This window comes from Enterococcus sp. AZ088 (assembly GCF_051714845.1).
In the GTDB taxonomy this organism is placed as follows: Bacteria; Bacillota; Bacilli; order Lactobacillales; family Enterococcaceae; genus Enterococcus; species Enterococcus faecalis.
Genome location: NZ_JBIOSQ010000001.1, coordinates 2,459,819 through 2,476,935 on the forward strand (window position 1 = coordinate 2,459,819; position 17,117 = coordinate 2,476,935).

At 37.2% G+C, this 17,117-nt stretch carries 21 protein-coding genes; 3 read left to right on the forward strand and 18 right to left on the reverse strand.

Annotated elements, in window-relative coordinates; genetic code table 11:
• Positions 1 to 62: 62 nt before the first annotated feature.
• The 7 genes from IGL17_RS11835 to IGL17_RS11865 form a co-directional block, all read right to left on the reverse strand.
• Positions 63 to 899 (reverse strand): PTS system mannose/fructose/sorbose family transporter subunit IID, encoded by an 837-nt coding sequence (locus IGL17_RS11835; RefSeq protein WP_002396861.1) that lies wholly within the window; start codon positions 897 to 899, stop codon positions 63 to 65.
• The gene (gene agaW, locus IGL17_RS11840) at positions 871 to 1,644 is read right to left on the reverse strand and encodes a PTS N-acetylgalactosamine transporter subunit IIC (RefSeq protein WP_002355009.1); all 774 of its coding nucleotides are present in this window, start codon (positions 1,642 to 1,644) and stop codon (positions 871 to 873) included. The genes IGL17_RS11835 and agaW overlap by 29 nt, the downstream gene beginning before the upstream one ends.
• Before the next feature lie 24 nt (positions 1,645 to 1,668).
• Positions 1,669 to 2,820, reverse strand: a complete 1,152-nt coding sequence (gene nagA, locus IGL17_RS11845) for an N-acetylglucosamine-6-phosphate deacetylase (protein ID WP_002386286.1) — start codon at positions 2,818 to 2,820, stop codon at positions 1,669 to 1,671.
• A 45-nt stretch (positions 2,821 to 2,865) separates the two neighbouring features.
• The gene (gene agaV, locus IGL17_RS11850; RefSeq protein ID WP_002355007.1) at positions 2,866 to 3,342 is read right to left on the reverse strand and encodes a PTS N-acetylgalactosamine transporter subunit IIB; all 477 of its coding nucleotides are present in this window, start codon (positions 3,340 to 3,342) and stop codon (positions 2,866 to 2,868) included.
• A 26-nt stretch (positions 3,343 to 3,368) separates the two neighbouring features.
• A complete protein-coding gene (locus IGL17_RS11855) occupies positions 3,369 to 3,806 on the reverse strand; it encodes a PTS sugar transporter subunit IIA (RefSeq protein ID WP_002361048.1) in 438 nt (145 codons plus the stop codon).
• A 146-nt stretch (positions 3,807 to 3,952) separates the two neighbouring features.
• Entirely contained in the window at positions 3,953 to 5,047 is a 1,095-nt protein-coding gene (locus tag IGL17_RS11860) for an acyltransferase family protein (RefSeq protein ID WP_016618474.1), read from the reverse strand.
• 86 nt (positions 5,048 to 5,133) lie between these two features.
• Positions 5,134 to 5,949 (reverse strand): carbohydrate deacetylase, encoded by an 816-nt coding sequence (locus IGL17_RS11865; protein ID WP_016617012.1) that lies wholly within the window; start codon positions 5,947 to 5,949, stop codon positions 5,134 to 5,136.
• A gap of 144 nt (positions 5,950 to 6,093) precedes the next feature.
• Between IGL17_RS11865 and IGL17_RS11870 the strand changes: the two genes are divergently transcribed.
• Entirely contained in the window at positions 6,094 to 6,846 is a 753-nt protein-coding gene (locus tag IGL17_RS11870; RefSeq protein ID WP_002365331.1) for a MurR/RpiR family transcriptional regulator, read from the forward strand.
• A 68-nt stretch (positions 6,847 to 6,914) separates the two neighbouring features.
• On the opposite strand, the gene IGL17_RS11875 is transcribed toward IGL17_RS11870, so the two are convergent.
• Positions 6,915 to 7,466 carry a DNA-3-methyladenine glycosylase I gene (locus tag IGL17_RS11875; RefSeq protein WP_002378947.1) on the reverse strand — a complete coding sequence of 184 codons (552 nt, stop codon included), beginning with the start codon at positions 7,464 to 7,466 and terminating at the stop codon, positions 6,915 to 6,917.
• Positions 7,467 to 7,542: 76 nt separating this feature from the next.
• Positions 7,543 to 8,319 carry a peptidase C39 family protein gene (locus tag IGL17_RS11880; RefSeq protein WP_002372856.1) on the reverse strand — a complete coding sequence of 259 codons (777 nt, stop codon included), beginning with the start codon at positions 8,317 to 8,319 and terminating at the stop codon, positions 7,543 to 7,545.
• 216 nt (positions 8,320 to 8,535) lie between these two features.
• Between IGL17_RS11880 and IGL17_RS11885 the strand changes: the two genes are divergently transcribed.
• Complete coding sequence (locus tag IGL17_RS11885; RefSeq protein WP_002354999.1) at positions 8,536 to 8,898, forward strand: hypothetical protein; 363 nt, start codon at positions 8,536 to 8,538, stop codon at positions 8,896 to 8,898.
• Between the two features lie 119 nt (positions 8,899 to 9,017).
• Here IGL17_RS11885 and thiT read toward each other — a convergent pair whose 3' ends face one another.
• The 3 genes from thiT to IGL17_RS11900 form a co-directional block, all read right to left on the reverse strand.
• A complete protein-coding gene (gene thiT, locus IGL17_RS11890) occupies positions 9,018 to 9,593 on the reverse strand; it encodes an energy-coupled thiamine transporter ThiT (RefSeq protein ID WP_002354998.1) in 576 nt (191 codons plus the stop codon).
• 162 nt (positions 9,594 to 9,755) lie between these two features.
• Positions 9,756 to 10,409, reverse strand: coding sequence for a PepSY domain-containing protein (locus tag IGL17_RS11895; RefSeq protein ID WP_016618475.1), 654 nt, complete (start codon positions 10,407 to 10,409; stop codon positions 9,756 to 9,758).
• A 76-nt stretch (positions 10,410 to 10,485) separates the two neighbouring features.
• Positions 10,486 to 11,271, reverse strand: coding sequence for a hypothetical protein (locus IGL17_RS11900; RefSeq protein ID WP_002354996.1), 786 nt, complete (start codon positions 11,269 to 11,271; stop codon positions 10,486 to 10,488).
• A 233-nt stretch (positions 11,272 to 11,504) separates the two neighbouring features.
• Between IGL17_RS11900 and IGL17_RS11905 the strand changes: the two genes are divergently transcribed.
• The gene (locus IGL17_RS11905; RefSeq protein ID WP_016618476.1) at positions 11,505 to 12,239 is read left to right on the forward strand and encodes a class A sortase; all 735 of its coding nucleotides are present in this window, start codon (positions 11,505 to 11,507) and stop codon (positions 12,237 to 12,239) included.
• Between the two features lie 47 nt (positions 12,240 to 12,286).
• On the opposite strand, the gene IGL17_RS11910 is transcribed toward IGL17_RS11905, so the two are convergent.
• From IGL17_RS11910 to mreC, 6 genes are all read right to left on the reverse strand, one after another.
• On the reverse strand, positions 12,287 to 12,517 hold the full coding sequence (locus IGL17_RS11910) for a hypothetical protein (protein ID WP_002383277.1): 231 nt from the start codon (positions 12,515 to 12,517) through the stop codon (positions 12,287 to 12,289).
• An 88-nt stretch (positions 12,518 to 12,605) separates the two neighbouring features.
• Positions 12,606 to 13,076: a low molecular weight protein-tyrosine-phosphatase gene (locus tag IGL17_RS11915; protein ID WP_002378799.1), complete on the reverse strand. Its 471-nt coding sequence runs from the start codon at positions 13,074 to 13,076 to the stop codon at positions 12,606 to 12,608.
• A gap of 40 nt (positions 13,077 to 13,116) precedes the next feature.
• Positions 13,117 to 13,686 carry a TetR/AcrR family transcriptional regulator gene (locus IGL17_RS11920; RefSeq protein WP_002354991.1) on the reverse strand — a complete coding sequence of 190 codons (570 nt, stop codon included), beginning with the start codon at positions 13,684 to 13,686 and terminating at the stop codon, positions 13,117 to 13,119.
• Positions 13,687 to 13,863: 177 nt separating this feature from the next.
• Positions 13,864 to 15,282 (reverse strand): CHAP domain-containing protein, encoded by a 1,419-nt coding sequence (locus tag IGL17_RS11925; protein ID WP_016618477.1) that lies wholly within the window; start codon positions 15,280 to 15,282, stop codon positions 13,864 to 13,866.
• A 331-nt stretch (positions 15,283 to 15,613) separates the two neighbouring features.
• Positions 15,614 to 16,123 carry a rod shape-determining protein MreD gene (mreD, locus tag IGL17_RS11930; protein WP_002354987.1) on the reverse strand — a complete coding sequence of 170 codons (510 nt, stop codon included), beginning with the start codon at positions 16,121 to 16,123 and terminating at the stop codon, positions 15,614 to 15,616.
• The gene (gene mreC, locus IGL17_RS11935) at positions 16,120 to 16,980 is read right to left on the reverse strand and encodes a rod shape-determining protein MreC (protein WP_002383273.1); all 861 of its coding nucleotides are present in this window, start codon (positions 16,978 to 16,980) and stop codon (positions 16,120 to 16,122) included. Before mreC ends, mreD begins: the two co-directional genes overlap by 4 nt.
• Positions 16,981 to 17,117: the final 137 nt, after the last annotated feature.

Below are 17,117 nucleotides of genomic sequence, written 5' to 3' on the forward strand. Positions count from 1 at the left end.
TCGATTAAATTTAGAAAAAGATTTGGAACAATAGCGATTTTGGCTATTGTTCCAAATCTTTTTTATATAATCCCGATTAAAGAACCTAACAACCCAAAAATCACAGTAAAAATAATTAAAGCAATCGGCGTGCGTCCTTTTTTCAACATAATAAAACAAAACAGCGTAAACACTAACGGTAATAAATTGGGCATGATTGTATCAAACAATTGTGTTTGAAGGTCTAACTTAGTATCTTTCAAGCGAAAAACAAAAGTTGTCGTTAATTGTACACTCTTCGGAATCAACGCACCCACCACGGAAATTCCTACAATTGTTGCTGAACGAGATAATTTTTTGGTACTTTCGCTTAAAACTGAAATTGCTTTGACACCCATTTTATAACCTAGATTAATTAACCCAATTTTGGCAGCCATATACGGAATATTAAATAACAACAAGAAAACAATTGGTCCTAAGATATTGCCTTCTAATGATAGTTGTGAACCAATCGCTGCTGCAATCGGCAAAACGGTTAAATAAAATAGCGCATCCCCAATTCCGCCTAACGGGCCCATCAACGCTGTTTTAATCGCTTGAATGGATTTTGGTGATTCTTTTGACTCTTCCATTGCAATAATCACACCATGCATGAACGTCACCAATTGTGGATTCGTGTTCATAAATTGTAAATGATTTTCCAAAGAAAGAGCTAAATCTTCTTTATCACGATGGATCTTTTTCAATCCTGGAATTAATGAGTAGGTCCAGCCGCCTGCTTGCATTCTTTCATAATTAAATGAAGATTGTAGCAGATACGAACGGAACATTATTTTTTTTAACTCTTTTTTTGTTATTACTTTTTCGGATATCGTATCATTATATGTTTCTTCAGATGCCATCTTCTTCAAACCCTCCATTATTATTTGATGCAGTGACTGTATTATTTCTTTGTGCGTAAAATTCATATAAAGCAATTGCGACAGCTAAACCTGCAACCGCTAATGTATCTAATCCTAAATAGGCAGCCATAACAAAACCAAAAATAAAGAACGGTACGTAGGATGTTTCCCACATCGTTTTTAATAACATGGCGAAACCTACTGCTGGCATCATACCACCTGCAACGCTCAAGCCATGAATACTCCATTCAGGTAGAATAGAAATGAAACTAGATGCTTTATCAGCACCAAAGAAAATACATAAAAACACTACAAAAAAATAACAAATGAATAAAACGATTGGGACAAAACTAGACAATCTTTCGATCCCTCTTGTATCTGCTTTTTTTGCATAAGCATCAAATTTATGCATAATTGGTGACATCGCTGTATATAACAAGGTAATTAACGCTTGCGCTGCAACTGCGAAAGGAACAGCCAACCCTACGGTTACTTGCGGGTCAGATTTTGTGATAATTGCTAACGCTGTTCCAATAACTCCCCCAATTACTACGTTGGGTGGTTGCGCACCGCCGATTGCTACTGCACCAATCCAAACTAACTCTAGCGTTGCTCCAGTGATTAACCCTGTGTTGACATCTCCCAATATTAAACCCACAATCAATCCTGTAACAATCGGACGATGAATATGTGTCTGTAAGACAAGCTTATCAACCCCTGCTATCCCAGCCCAAATTCCTACCAAAATTGCCTGTACTAACATTTTTTTCCTCCTATTAGACTTCGTCTACTTTTTATAAACTGTTTCACCATTTACTAAGGTTTCTAGCACTTCGTATTTCTCATCAATAATTGTAAAATTACCTAAAAGCCCTAGTTTGATTTCTCCCATAGATTCGTTCACATTCAACAAACGAGCTGGATTTTTCGTGACTGAATTAATAGCAATCACTTCTGGAAGTAATGCTTTTTCAACAAGGTTGCGAACCATATTATTTAAATGGTTCGTACTTCCAGCTAACTTGCCATTGGCTAAACGAACCACATTTTGTTCATCAATAACCATTTCGATCCCTTTTTCTGGTTTTGGATAAACGCCTGGTTGACATCCTTTGGCCCAGATAGAATCTGTCACAGCAATTAAATAGTCCTTGCCTTTTAGTTTGGCTAACACACGTACTAATGAATAATCAACATGTACCCCATCAGCAATAATTTCAGCAAACGTTTCTTCACTATCCAAAGCAGCAACTACTGCGGTTGGTTTCCGGTGACTGATATCTTCCATTCCATTAAACGTATGGGTAAAACTTTTTGCACCTGCTTCGACAGCTGCCATTGCTTGTTCATAGGTTGCAGCCGTATGGCCAATTGAAATGACTACATCATGTTCATGACAATATGTAGTCAAGGCATTCTCTACATCATTTTCTGGTGCCAACGTCATTAATTTTATGTGCCCTTTTGCTAACTCTTGCCATTTTTTAAATGTTTCAACGGATGGTTTTACTAATAACTCTGGATTATGAGAGCCACGAAATTCTTCAGAAATCATTGGTCCTTCCGCATGAATCCCTAAGATTTGTGCTCCGTTGGTTCCTTGGTCTTCCTCAATAAATGAACCAATCACTTCAAATGAATGTTCCAAGTCTTTTGGAAATGTGGTTGACGTTGTTGGTAAAAAAGCTGTAATCCCTTCTTCTGGAAGGTAAGCTTGCCACTCTTTGATAAATTCATGATTGGCATGATTGGCATCCCCACCATGCCAACCATGATCATGAATATCAATAAATCCTGGAAGAATGCGCTTTTCTCCGTATTCTTTATCGACAGCTTTTTCATTGTACGGTAGAATTGCAACAATTCGTTGTTCTGACACTTCAACTTGAGCTGGTTGAAATTGTTCGTTAATCCATACGTTTTTACTTTGAATAATCATTCTTCCCACTTCTTCTCTTCAAAATTATTGTCCAACATTACTTTTTTATGAAAATAATGCATCTAAACTTTCTTCTGGCGTTGACGGTACACGTTGAATCGAAAGTTTAACACCTAATTCTTGTAGCTTTTTAAAGGCGTCTACATCTGTTTTATTAACCGCAACAGCGGTAGCTACTTGTTTTTTGCCTTCTTCCATATGCATATTACCAATGTTTAATTTTTCGATTGGCACACCACCTTCTACCAAGCGCAATGCATCAACAGGATTATCAACTAACAGAAAAATCTTTTGTCTTTCTGAGGCTTTATGAATGACCTCAATCGTTTTCTTAATGGAGAAAAAACGGGTTTGTACTTCTGCAGGGGCCGCCATGTTTAACAATTGTTGGCGCATTGTATCCTCAGAAATTGCATCATTTGCGACTAAAATTAAGTTGGCGCCTAAAGAACCGTTCCATTGTGTTGCGACTTGACCATGAATCAAGCGATTATCAATTCTTGTTAATAAAATATTCGGCATAGTGCTTCCTCCTCTTTTCTAATTGGTTAGATTCCGTCTGCTTCTTCTTGAGTATTTGCTTGTGGTTGTTCTAGTTTTTTATGAACGATCCCGTCTCTGGCTGAATCTGTGACCATTGAAACAAAATCTTCTACGTTCGTGCTGATTGTGCGTAATGCAAGCCCTTCAAGAACCATCGGTAAATTTGTTCCTGCTAGCACTTCGACATTTGGATAATTACTTGCGACAGTCATTGAAATTCTAAACGGTGTACCCCCTAAAAGATCAGTTAAAATGACCACTGCTGGACACGTCTCCAGCATAGAGTCAACGGCTTTACGAATGTTTGACTCTAATACATCAAGCCCTGTATCATTGAAAAAAGGGACTGCCTGAACATTTGCTTGCTCTCCTGCAATCATACTAACTGATTGATGCATTCCAGTTGAAAATACCCCATGTCCCGTTAAAATAAGACCTATCATTTATTCTTTCTCCCCTAACTATTTACTGAGCTTACTATTTAATTGGATAAGCAGAACTTATTCCTCAAAGAGTGTAACAATTCTTGTGACAATTGAGTATGCTTTCCCATGATTTTGGACAATGATTTCTATTTAAGAACATGTCCCTATATAGATACAAGGCGTCCCAACTTAAAGATGCTTTTGAAAAAATACTCGATTACAACCGTGAGTCCAAACGAGCCAACAAATGTACCCATATACAACACAAGAATAACCAAGCTGACTGGTTGATTGGTTAAAAACGGATGGACCAGTTTCAAGACCAATTGAAAAACAATAACATTCGCTAAATAACTGCGATACGCATAAGTGGCTATCCATTTAACCATTGGTAAAAGACGAATCTTTTTGGCTATTCCTTGCGTTCCCAAATAAAAAACCAACCCGATAATTAGTAAACTATAGGCACTTTGAAGAGGATCCAAATAAGGTAGATCGTTCGGTGTCATCTGTGTTCCATCAAATAAATTCCCTTGGACTGCCTGCCAAAAAATAAAAAGAAACAACAGAAATAGCACCACTCTCGTCTTTTTCAAGAAAGTAAAAATTTCCCCCTGATACTTCGCTGCGATGACCCCGAAAATACCATAAATGAGATAACTAAGCCCTGAACGATCTATTAAGTACCAAAGAGAAGTTTCTGCATATGGAAAAATCATTTTCTGGTACCAGAAGCACCAAAGGATATGCGCACCGATTGTAAAAAAGACAATTGGTAAAATCACTTTTTTGTTTTTTGTAATTCTTGTTGCCAACCAAATAAAATACGGCATAAATAATTGGAATTGCAACATCATTACGGCATACCATAGATGTGCCGCGCCATCACCACTGAGAACTTTTCCTAGAAATCCTAGGGGCGTTTCATAGGGCATTCGTTGTTGTAAACTAGGAAAAGCGTATAGATAGAGACTGGACCAGACCACATAAGGAAGCACCAATTCATAAAATTTTTCCTTTAAAAATTCAAGATACGATTCAGCTTGGCTCTTTAACACCGTGTTGTAAATAATTGCAAAAATAAACATGGGTGCCGAATATTTAGTCATTCGGTAAAAACTACCGATTGAATTCATTGCTTCCGTTTGCGGAGAATGTATCAACACGTATGATAAAACCGTTTGTAAAATAACTGATGCTACAGCGAAAACTTTAAAAAAATCGCTGATATTCAGATTTATTGGTTGTTCTTTACTCATGTACGTCCTCTTTCTTTCAATAATTTAGCGTGTAAGTAAGCGCTCAGATTAAGAACTTACTCACACGCTATTCACGCTTCTTTGATTTACATTGCTAGCGATTCATAATTGGCTAACAAGATGCCGCGTTCTTCAATCGCTTCTTTGACTTCTTGAGACGTTAATATTTCCACTTCACGAATTCGAGGCATACAATACCCTGATTGCTTTTGTAAAATAGTATCGATAAACGCAGGATGACAATTGATTTCAAAGACCTCTCCTTCACTACAAACAACCATATCAAGCAATTGCAAGATGGTTTCAGTTGAAATCGCCTTGTCATAAAATTGGTACAACATTTCATCTGGCGTGCGAACATCCTGATATAACTCTAAATAGTCTTTTGTTTCAATACTTCTTGAAGCGTTACGTAAAGGTAATTGATATTTGCGAGCAAGTGCCAAAGCTACGCCTAATAACTTTTTATTTTTTCCGTGAACGTTATGATGAGAATCAATATGATCAGGGCGTCTGCCACTTTTCATAAATGAAATAATTTGAGCATCCCATTCGTTATAAACCTCTTCTAAATTGACTTTTTCTTCAAAAATCGATTGATGCCAAAAATAACCAGCTTCATCTACTAAGGAAGGAACCATTTCTCGAGGTAAAATAGGTTTTGCTTGGTTCAATGTCAATGTTAAATGGACACCGATAGCTAAAGTCGGTGCACTGATTCGAGCACTCTCCATGGCCTCTAAAAAATAAGGAGAAGTTGGTAATGCGGTTGTTGAAGTAACCACACCACGTTTGTGTGCTTCAATGATTCCTTGCGTTACCGCTGGCGTGTAACCAAAATCATCAGCGTTGATAATTAATTTTTTATTGCTCATTTTTCCCCACTCTCTCTTCTGTTTCATGAATTTTTAGTTGTTTCTCTAATTGATTGTAGCTAAGTGGCGCCTTTTTTTATAGCTAGTTTTCTGATTGAGTGCTATAATCTACAAATAAGACCATGTCCCTAAAAAAGGACATTACGTTCACAAACGACAGGAGGGATCAGCATGCTGTTTTTAACCTACGATCCACAATTAAATCCAACAGAATTAGAGATTTACAAGTATATTAGCCACAATATTGAAAAAGTTCCTTATATGACAATTCGAGAATTAGCAGATGAAATTCATTTCAGTAAAACGGCAATCTGGCGTTTTTGTCAAAAATTCGAGTGTGAAGGCTATACAGATTTTAAATTTAAATTGAAGAATTATCTAAGCGAACGAAAAAAAACAGCCCAACCAAAATCTTTAGATGAAACAATGCTGATTCATTTTTTGCAACGCTCATCAGAAGAATTATTAGAAGGACGGATTGTTCAAGCTGCGGAATTACTGGCAAAAAAAGAATTTGTTCTTTTTATTGGCGAAGGAACGTCCAAAGTCCTAGCTGAATTTGGTGAAATTTATTTTTCCAGTATCTATAATTTATCTGCTTCTGTATCCCACCTTTTTTCCCATCCCGTTAGCAAATTATCCGAAGAAACGGCTAAAAAAGTGGGCGTTATCGCCTTATCAGTTTCGGGTGAAACACAAAAAGTTCGGCAAAATATTGATTATTTTATCGAAATGGGGATTGATGTAATTGCTATTACAAATAGTGAAAAAAGCACGATTGCTCAACTTTCAACAGTCACGATCCCCTACTATATAACAACCGAGAAAAGTTCCATTGCAGACGTAACGTCCCAACTACCTGCACTATTCTTAATAGAAAAGTTGGCGAAAACTGTTTCAACGATGTTAAATGAGTGTCCATAATCACTGCAAAAAAAGGAAGGAACTAGCCATTCGTTTTGCTAGTTCCTTCCTTTTTAATTCTTCTATACTTATTTATACTGACACGTTTCTAAATGATCATTCACCAAACCCGCCGCCTGTAAAAAGGAATAGACTGTCGTGGCACCTAAAAATTTAAATCCTCGTTTTTTTAACGCTCGACTAATCTGTTGCGATAATTCCGTGGAGGCTGGAACCTCTTCTGGGTGCTGCCAGTGATTAACGATTGGTTGCTGATCGACAAAGTTCCAGAGGTAGCGATCAAAGGACCCAAATTCTGCCTGAACTTCTTGAAAAACTTGCGCATTCGTGATGGTCGCTTGAATTTTTAAACGATGACGAATCACACCAGGATTTGCTAGTAAAGCTAAAATTTTTTCCTCATCATATCGCGCAATTTTCCGATAATCAAACGCATCATAAGCTGCTCTGAGCGTTTCTCGTTTATTCAAAATAATCGCCCAGCTTAAGCCCGCTTGCATACTTTCCAAGGTCAATAACTCAAATAACTGTTGCTCTTCATGAACTGGACGTCCCCATTCATCATCATGATAGGCTTGCATCTCTTCAGTTGTATTCGTTGCCCAAGTACATCGCTCCATTGTCCTGCCTCCTTTTATTTGCTAAAAAAGATGCGAACAAAGGGTACTGCCTGTTGTTCCACACCTTTTCTTATTCCTAATAAAATGCCCAGAAGTTTAACGCTTCATTCATCACTTCTTCGGCTGTAAATGTCCGTTTTGAATGGCCCTTTTCTTCTGAATCGTTTGGATCATTAATCCAGAAATCGCCTTTTTCATCCACACCACTCATCACCATAATGTGACCAGTTGTAGTGAAATAGCCCGGTTTTACAGAAATAATGACTGGATGACCTTCCTTCAAGAAAGCTGCCACTGTTTCAATATCCCCAATTTCTTGACAGTTATAGCCTTTCATTTCAGCATATGCACTAAAAATAGACCACGCCGTCCCTTGTCCTTCCATAAAGAAGTCATTTTTTGCCCAAGCTAACACATCCAGAGGGGTAACTTCTTGGTGATCCATGTATGAACCAACCATTGCAAGCGACACAATCGCACAGCCATTAATTTCGATTGTATTCGGCTTATCTACATTGCCAAATCCGTACGCGGTGTCTTTCCATTTAGCATCTGTCTGCAATTCTAACGGCAAATCCAGATGTCCATCATATTGCTTCTTTTCAATTTCTTGATTGACCTGTTGTCCATAGCTTAAAGGTTTGACTTTTTTCTCAATTTTAACTGGTGCTGGTTCTTTTGTTTTACTTGATTCAGCACTAGCTTTAACATATGAATCATCAAACCAACTTGAAAACCCACCTGATTTCATCGGCGAAAACTGCGCTAACAATCCGCCAAAGCCAAACGATACCAACAACACCGTGAGAACTTTTTTTTGGTAACCTGATGGTTTTTTTGACATACTATTCATCCTTTTCTATCTATTGACTACATCCGATAATCTTATGTATTTCTTATATGCTCACACATTATACTACTTTCTTTTTCGAAAAACAGAAACGTTGGTAAATTCTCATAATTATTGAAGGCGAACATATTTTCTTGAATTTTATCACAAAATTAGGTAAAATACAGGTAATTAGTCATTTGAGTTTTATTCTATTTTATTCGTAAAGGAGGCAGAAGAATGGATCAACATAAAGCTACCATCAAGAGCATTTCTAAACTGATTACGCTCTCTTCCCAACATTTCTTTTCGGCATTTTTAGAAGATTCTCAAGATCAAAAGAATAAAGAAAAGGAACGCAGTGCGCTTTTACAAGAGCTCCAAGTCGCTGCCGCCCAAAAATCCTTAGTGGTCTTACAATTGAAAGAAGTCCCTACAGCGCATAAATTCGAAACGGTGATCGGCTGGATTGTCTCAAAAAATATTTCGGACAATATCGTCGTTCGTTTACAAACGGATGAACAACAGTTGCGCATGATTCCTGTTGCTTCTGTCATGAAAGTCAGCACGTTAGCCAATCGTCACCAACGTCAAATTCACTAGAATATTGAAGTCTTTATAAAATAAATGGAAACCACCAACCCTGGCGATTGCAGGTTGGTGGTTTCTTTTATTTATGACTTTAGTCAAAATCCCATGAAACTTCTGACTTAGGACTCAACTTATTTCTTAGGAACAAATAATTGCGGTGCTACTTTTGCCAATAAGCCTAGAACTAGACTTACATACAAACAATTGACGACAGTACTTGTACCGTTTAGAACAAAGGAATAGAGATATGGGCTCATCCCTTCTGGTGCATACATGCCCCAAACCAATACACCCGCCCAAAAATGCCAAAACCAGCGGGCGAAGACTGCGACAACACTTCCTAAAATAATCGTACGAATGGCTGATTTTAAACGATTCGCTTGAAAATACAGTTGAATTTTTCTAGCGAATACGCCACCCATTCCTCCAAACGCAAAAGCAAAGGGATATTCAAAAATAATCTGTGGAACGGACAAGAAATTTTTCATGGCTGTACCGAGAATAATATTTAACATGCCCCAAACAAAGCCTGCTGCAACTCCAGGAAGCAACCCACGACGAAACGAATAAAGAACTAATGGGACCATTCCCAACGATAGGTCCAAGCCACTATTGGCAAATTCAATCGGTAAAAAAGAGAGGGCCATTGCCATTGCTGCGACGACTGTTCCTTCTACCCAAATACGTAAATCCATTTTTCTAGCCAAACAAATTTCCTCCTATGTTCTGACGCTCTCAACCACTAATACATCGTTATTTTACCATAGAGACTTTAGAAAAACACGTTTGTCGAACAAGCAAAAAATAGCTGGACCAACGTTTAAGGGAATCAGCTCCTACTCAAACGCATGCCAGCTACTGTTTATCCATTAATCGTCCCGCTCAGTTGTCAAAATTTTACCAGAATGAGCATCGATTTTTACCTCTATTTTTTGTTGGCCCTCTTTCACTTTCACTTCCCAATAGGTGATTCCTAATTCTTTCTCTAACTTCCAATCTGTTGCCTGGCCGACTTTCGCTTCTTTTTCAGCCAAGGTTGTGGCTTGTTCTCTGGAAATGATATTTGTTAAATCAAGTGCCTCTTCTTGCATTTTAACGCCATTTTGTTCATCAGCATCCAAGGTTTCGACTTTTTCTTTTGTGAATTCGCCTGTTTCTGCGTTCACTTCAACTTGATATTCTTTTTGCTGATCCACGCCTTCTATTTCATAAAAATAACGTCCAAAATCTGTATCTAACTGCAGACTTGTTATTTTAGCTTCTGGATATTTTTTCTCAAATGCTGTCGTTACTTTTTCTAAAGAGACAGCTACCGCACTTGTCTTCTCTGATGTCGTCGTTGCTTCTTGTTGTACGGATGAACTTATTTCACTAGTTGATATTGCTGTTTCTTTTTGTTCATTTGTTGATGAAACAGCAGTAGGCGTTTTGGGTGTACAGCCAGCTACCAAAAAGAGTGCCAAGCCAGTCAGAGCGCCATAGAGTATTTTTTTCATTAAACAACCTTCTTTCCTTTTTATCATTTTATTATACTTGATTTCTCATCCAAATCATAGCTACAAAAAGAGCCCTACTTTAGTTGATAAAGTTAGAGCTCTCTCAGCCTTCATGGGCTAACATAAAAATTTCACCGAAATCATTCTCTTGTTCAATGTGCCAAATGCGTTTTTCACTATTATAGACAAGCGTTGCCAAAATTTCTTCTTTTTGGTATGACGTATTTTTCATCTTGCTAAGTGAATCTTCCACCAAGTAAATAGGAATCCGATATTCTTCTTTATCCACTTCTGTTTGTTGGAAGCAAAAAATAACACCTTCTTGCAAGATACCTTTCATATTTTTAAGTAATTCAGGACTTAATTTTTCGACAGGCGTATTTCTTTTAAAGAAGGCCTTTTTCTGATTCACTTTCTCTAAAACAACACGTGTAATTTTATCAGCAAAGATTCTATAAAATTCATCAATATAACGATAATAGACACGTGTCATCTGATCTGCAAATTCAAAAAAGACAAAATCATTTTGTAGCTTATAAAAGAAAGGCGAATGCAAACTATTCTTCATGTGTCCAAAATAAAGAAGTTCCGAAATTTCTAATGGCGTTAGCTCTTTTAGCATCGTCACATCGGAAAAGTCAATCCATTTAATTTCTTCAGTCATCCAACGACGTTGTAGCGATTGAAAATAGCGATTGACGCTTTCTTCTCCACGAATAATTTTCAAACCTGAATGCATATCGTATTCGCCAGCTTCGGCAGAAGGATCTAATAATAGTAAGTTCTGTGGATGATGCACAATTGAACGAACAAAATCGGAATGGGTAATTCCTTTAGATAAAACCGCATTGCTGGTTACATCTATATGTACATAAATTAAATCAAGCAAATTCCCATCTCCCCTCTACTAGCCTCCTTACCATTTTACAATATTTTCAAAAGAAAAGCTTGTTTCTTTTACTTTAAAATTCCATTACAAAATGAGGATTTTTTTGAAAAATCAATCGATTCAGTTGTTTTTTATTAAATCAAGGTCCGGTCTGCTTACCTATTCCCCGAAGAAAATAAATAGGTTTTTCAAATAAATTGTGGTAAACTTGATACATTAAAAGGAGGGAGAATATGCGCCCAAAAGAGAAAAAAAGAGGAAAAAATTGGTTAATCAACAGCTTATTAGTTTTACTATTTATCATTGGCTTGGCCTTAATTTTTAACAATCAGATACGCAGTTGGGTGGTTCAACAAAATAGCCGCTCGTACGCCGTTAGCAAGCTGAAACCAGCTGATGTGAAGAAAAATATGGCTCGTGAAACAACGTTTGACTTTGATTCAGTTGAGTCCTTGAGCACAGAAGCGGTGATGAAAGCCCAATTTGAAAACAAAAACTTACCTGTGATTGGTGCCATTGCGATACCAAGTGTCGAAATTAATTTGCCCATTTTTAAAGGATTGTCAAATGTCGCTTTATTAACTGGTGCGGGGACCATGAAAGAAGATCAAGTCATGGGGAAAAACAATTATGCCTTGGCTAGTCATCGAACGGAAGATGGCGTTTCCTTATTTTCACCTTTAGAAAGAACCAAAAAAGACGAACTCATTTATATCACTGATTTATCTACTGTTTATACATACAAAATAACTTCTGTAGAAAAAATCGAACCAACCCGTGTTGAGTTAATTGATGACGTTCCTGGTCAAAATATGATTACCTTAATTACCTGTGGCGATTTACAAGCAACGACGCGAATTGCTGTTCAAGGAACATTATCAGCAACGACGCCTATTAAAGACGCCAACGACGATATGTTGAAGGCTTTCCAATTGGAGCAAAAAACCTTAGCCGATTGGGTGGCTTAATAAAAAAATCCTTGAAAAGTTTTGACACTTTTCAAGGATTTTTTGCTTTATTTCATCGCTTGACGTTCTTGCTGTTTCAAACGAGCAAAACCATAACGGATACCTGCAAATAATAAAACTAACGGAGATAAGAAAACAGAGATCATTAACCATTCACTTGTATACATACTACTAAAAGATAAATGATACGTGACAGCATACACTAGCGGCAGACTCATTATCAACAATAAATAATACAAACTCAATTCAAAAACATAGGATAAATAACTACTGTTCATCTTACTTCCCTCCTGTCTCTTTTTCCCTGAACAATTTGTTAACACTATTGTACCAAGGGGAAACAGAAAGTACTATCGGACTATAGTCCTAATCTTTCAGCTGTGCTTTTATTTTTTTCAACCATTCTGAGGTACCTGCTTCCACTAAGCGGTAAGTTTCCTCAAAATCACCAGTATAATAAGGATCAGGTACGTCCATGGTTTCTTTACCAGCCACAACTTCCATAAATAAATGAATCCGCCGTTGCTCTTCTTGAGGAGCTAATGCTTTTAAATCTGCCACATTATTCGCATCCATCCCAATGATATAGTCATATTTTTTAAAATCACTTGGCTGAATTTGTGTCGCCCGCATTCCTTGATAGGAAATTCCTTGTTGCTCCAAAATTTTTCTGGTTCCCTTATGTGGCTGACTGCCAACTTCCCAGTGACTAGTAGCTGCTGAAAATACTTGAATAGTCGATTCTAAACCAGCTTGTTGGACTTTCTGACGAAAAATCGCTTCTGCCATTGGCGAACGACAAATATTGCCTAAACAAACAAATAACACAGTTACCACAACGTTTCACTCCTTCATAAAACTTTTTATCCTTCACACATTACTCATTGGCTTCTTGTTCATACAAATGATAAGCCATAAATTCTGTATCTTTCGCTAAACGGAATAATTGCGTCGCCATTTCCAAAGGAGTCTGAGGATATTCCTCAAGAATCCATTTCGTTAAGACGCCGCTACATCCATAGGAAAAGAAATTCGCATAAAATTGTTTGTCTTTATCTGTTAAATGGTTCTCAACATCGACTTGTTCAAATAATGAAATAAATAAGCGATTGGTCGAAGCGGAAAAAACATTAAGAAGAACTTCTGAATCTGAGGTCACCGTTGTATAGTAAAAATGACTCTTCTCTTTAATCGCTTTTAATAACTTCAGGGCTTGTTCCTCCCAGTTTTCCAAACAAATATCTGTTTCTAAGTAAATCAATGCATCGTGACGATAAATCCAACGTAATAAATCATATTTATCTGTAAAGTGATAATAAAATGTTTGACGATTCAAGCCCACTTTTTTGGTAATATCTTGGACACTTATTTTACGAAAATCCTTTTGTTCACATAATTCTATTAAAGCTGAAGCGATTGCTTGTTTTGTATCGTGCGTTCCGCTCATGCTGATTCCTCCGCTCCTAATATGTATATACCTCTATAATTGCAAAAAAACGGCCAGATTACAATATTTTCAGATACATTTTATGCATATATTTAAAATTAAATGAATAAAAAAAGCGGCAACTAACGATTTTTGTTAGTTACCACTCCTTGTTATCAATTATTAATAGATGACTATTTAGCCTGGAAAACGCCATACAACAGCGCGGAATCCTGCTGGTGGTGCTGGTGACCAGTTAGAGTTAGAAGAAACATAACCAGAACCTCCTGGGTTGTTCGCTTCAACGATTTGGACACTTCCACCACTTACACCTGTAACTAAGACAGTATGCACGCCACCAATCCAGCTATCTGGACTATAGGCACTTTCATATTGAACAACATCGCCTGGTTGTACGTTACTCCAGCTAACTTGTGTTGCGCCAGAAGCAACATAGCCACTGTTTGGACCACCATAACCGAAGTTAATACCGCCTGCCGCTAACCAGCGACGAACGGATACTAAACATTCGCCTGGCTGATTCCAACCTGTTGCATAAGAATTACCAACATCTGCTAAAGCTGCATTAATTGCGGCTTGTTTTCCTGAAGTCACGCCAACATTCCCTGGTTTTGCTTCATTACCTTTTTCAGGAGTCGTTGGGTTAGTTACAGGAACTTCTTTTTCTTTTTCAGGTGCTGCTGCAGGTGTTGTTACAACACTTTCTGTTTCAGTACTTGAAGTTGTTGTTTCTTGCGTTGTGGTACTTTCAGTAGTTGTTGATGATTCTACTACTAGTGTTGCGGCTTTTTCTTCAGCGGCTGATGCTGCTGCCTCATTGGCTGCTTTTGTTGCTTTCGCTTGCTCTGCTGCCGCTTTTTGTGCTGCGGCTTGTGCTTGCGCTGCCGCTTGTTCTTCTGCTTTTTTAGCAGCTGCACGTTGGCGTGCTTGTTCTTCTGCTAAACGTTTTTCCGCTTCTTTTTTCTGTTTAATGAAGCTGTCTTTTTTCCCTTGTTCTTCAGAACGTTGTGCTTCTAAATCATTTTTAGCCACTTCTTGTTGAATCTTCAATGTTTTTAATGATTCTGTTTTGTCATTTAATTCTTTTGTTGCTGCTTCTAATTCAGCAATTTGTTTTTCAACATTCTTTGTTTTCTTTTCAACAGTCGCTTTGTCTTCTTTTTGTTGTTCTAGTAATTCATTGTTGGCGCTCATCATTGTTGAGACCGCTTGAACGCGACCAATTGCATCTGCTACTGAATCTGCATCTAAGACAGCATCAATAATTGAATCACTTTGACCATTCACTTGGACATCGCGTGCTTGTTTTGTCATTTGTACTTCACGTTTTTGAATACGGACATTCAAATCAGAAATTTCACTATATAATTTAGATACTTCTGATGATAGCTTGTTCTTTTTAGCTGTTAATGTATCGATTTGTTTGGCCGTTTCAACCATATCATTTTCAATAGCGGCAACTTTTGCTTCTGCATCTGACATTTGGCTAGTTAACGCATTAATTTTTTGATCTTGTTGTTGAATCTTTGTATCGTATTCATCTGCAAATGCTGCGGATGGTAACGCTACGCTTGTTAAGGTAATGGAACATACCATTAGAGCCGATAATACACTTTTCTTCAATCTGTTGTCCTCCGAAAATCCTTTTTTGTTAAGCTTTTTTATTATTTATTAAAATTTGAATAAATTTCTCTTTTTCAACGATAGAGCAATTGTAGCATAGCTGTATGTCACTGAGATAATATGGATGTTACAGTAATATTTCAATTTTCTTCTTGTAAATGACAAAAAAAAGCTTCACTTTTTTCACAACTTTCTTCATGGCTCCAGGGTAATCTTCTCATTGTTTTGTTATTTAAAGAAAATAAAAAAAGCGAAAAATGCTAACAAATGAGCATTTTTCGCAAACGAACAAAATTTTCAATTTTTATTTTACGGAAAACAGTTTTTTCAGTGGATAAGATAAAATAACATACCACACCATGTTCAATAGCAATGTAGGGCCCAACACACGTGTAATAAATAAAATTGGGCTGACATCCGCTAAATGAAAGGCCACTTGAATCAGTACCGCAATCAGTTCATACAACGTGGTAAAAATAACGATCCCAAAAAAACCAGTTAGTAAATTTGTTTGAATTACTTCTTTAAATGTATACATCAACATAACCGAAAGCGTCAGTGCGACTGTATAAATCCCGATAATGCCAATGTAGTAGCTATCGCAAATAAAGCCTAAAATTAACGAAGTAATTAATAAATAACGTTTAGAAAAATTAGGAACGGCAAACATAAACGCAAGTAATAGCAGATGAGAACTGGCGAAGTAAACATTACTTGTCCACGTTTCAAAAGACTTTGTTAAATGAGCGTCAATTAACATTAAGAAAAACAAGAGGATAGGTGTGACGTATTTTAAATACTCTTTCCGAATCATTCGCTTTCCCCTGCCGATCTTTTCACGACCGTCACAACGGAGATACCATAGACATCCGCATAAGGTTTCACATAGACTTCACGATCTAAACCAAAACTATCTGGTTTCACTTTAATAACTGTTCCTACCGCTAAATCGGCTGGTGAATTACCCCCTAAGCCAGAAGTCTGAACGACATCGCCTTCTTTCAGCGTGGCATCGCCAGTTAATTGTGACACAATTAATGCATTTGTCTTATTGTCGTAATTTTTAAGTAAACCAAACGATTCGCCATTTGCGGAAGTTACTCGCACAGGGAAATGGTTCGAGTTGACATTTTTAGACGTTAGTAGTTCCACTTTTGCAGTCGTTGCATTGACTTCAATGACACGCCCCACTAACCCTTTTTGCGCCATGACCGCCATGCCCGCTTCAATGCCGTCATTGGTTCCTTTATCGATAATTAATAAGTCTTGCCAAGTATCCGGCGAACGCGTAATGACATTCGCAGTTACTTTTTCATAGTTGGCCAACGTTTCGTTCAGATTCAATTCTTGTTTTAAACTATCAATTTCACGTTTATAGTTATTGTTTTGGACAGCTAATTCATTATAGCTATCAATTTTTTCTTTTAGACGTTCGTTTTCTTTAAACGTGTTAATTAAATTGCCCATTGAAGACAAGCCGTTTTCCACCACACGAGCTGGAAAAGAAATTACACGATCCACCATACTAACGCTATTATTGACGCCACCTTGAACGACATTGGTTTTGCCTTTTTCAGAACGTTGCGCAGCAGTTAAACTAATAATGGTTACTAAAATAATGACTAAAATTAAGGTAATGATTATATTTTTATTTGGATTAAATTTTTTCACAAAGACACCCCAGATATTCTTCAGACTGATAGTATTAATTTTACCACTAATTGACTATAAACAAAAGAGTTGGCGATCGTCTTTAGCTTTTTTTATCATTTCTTTTTTAGGGCTTGTTTTCAACGAAAAAACCAACG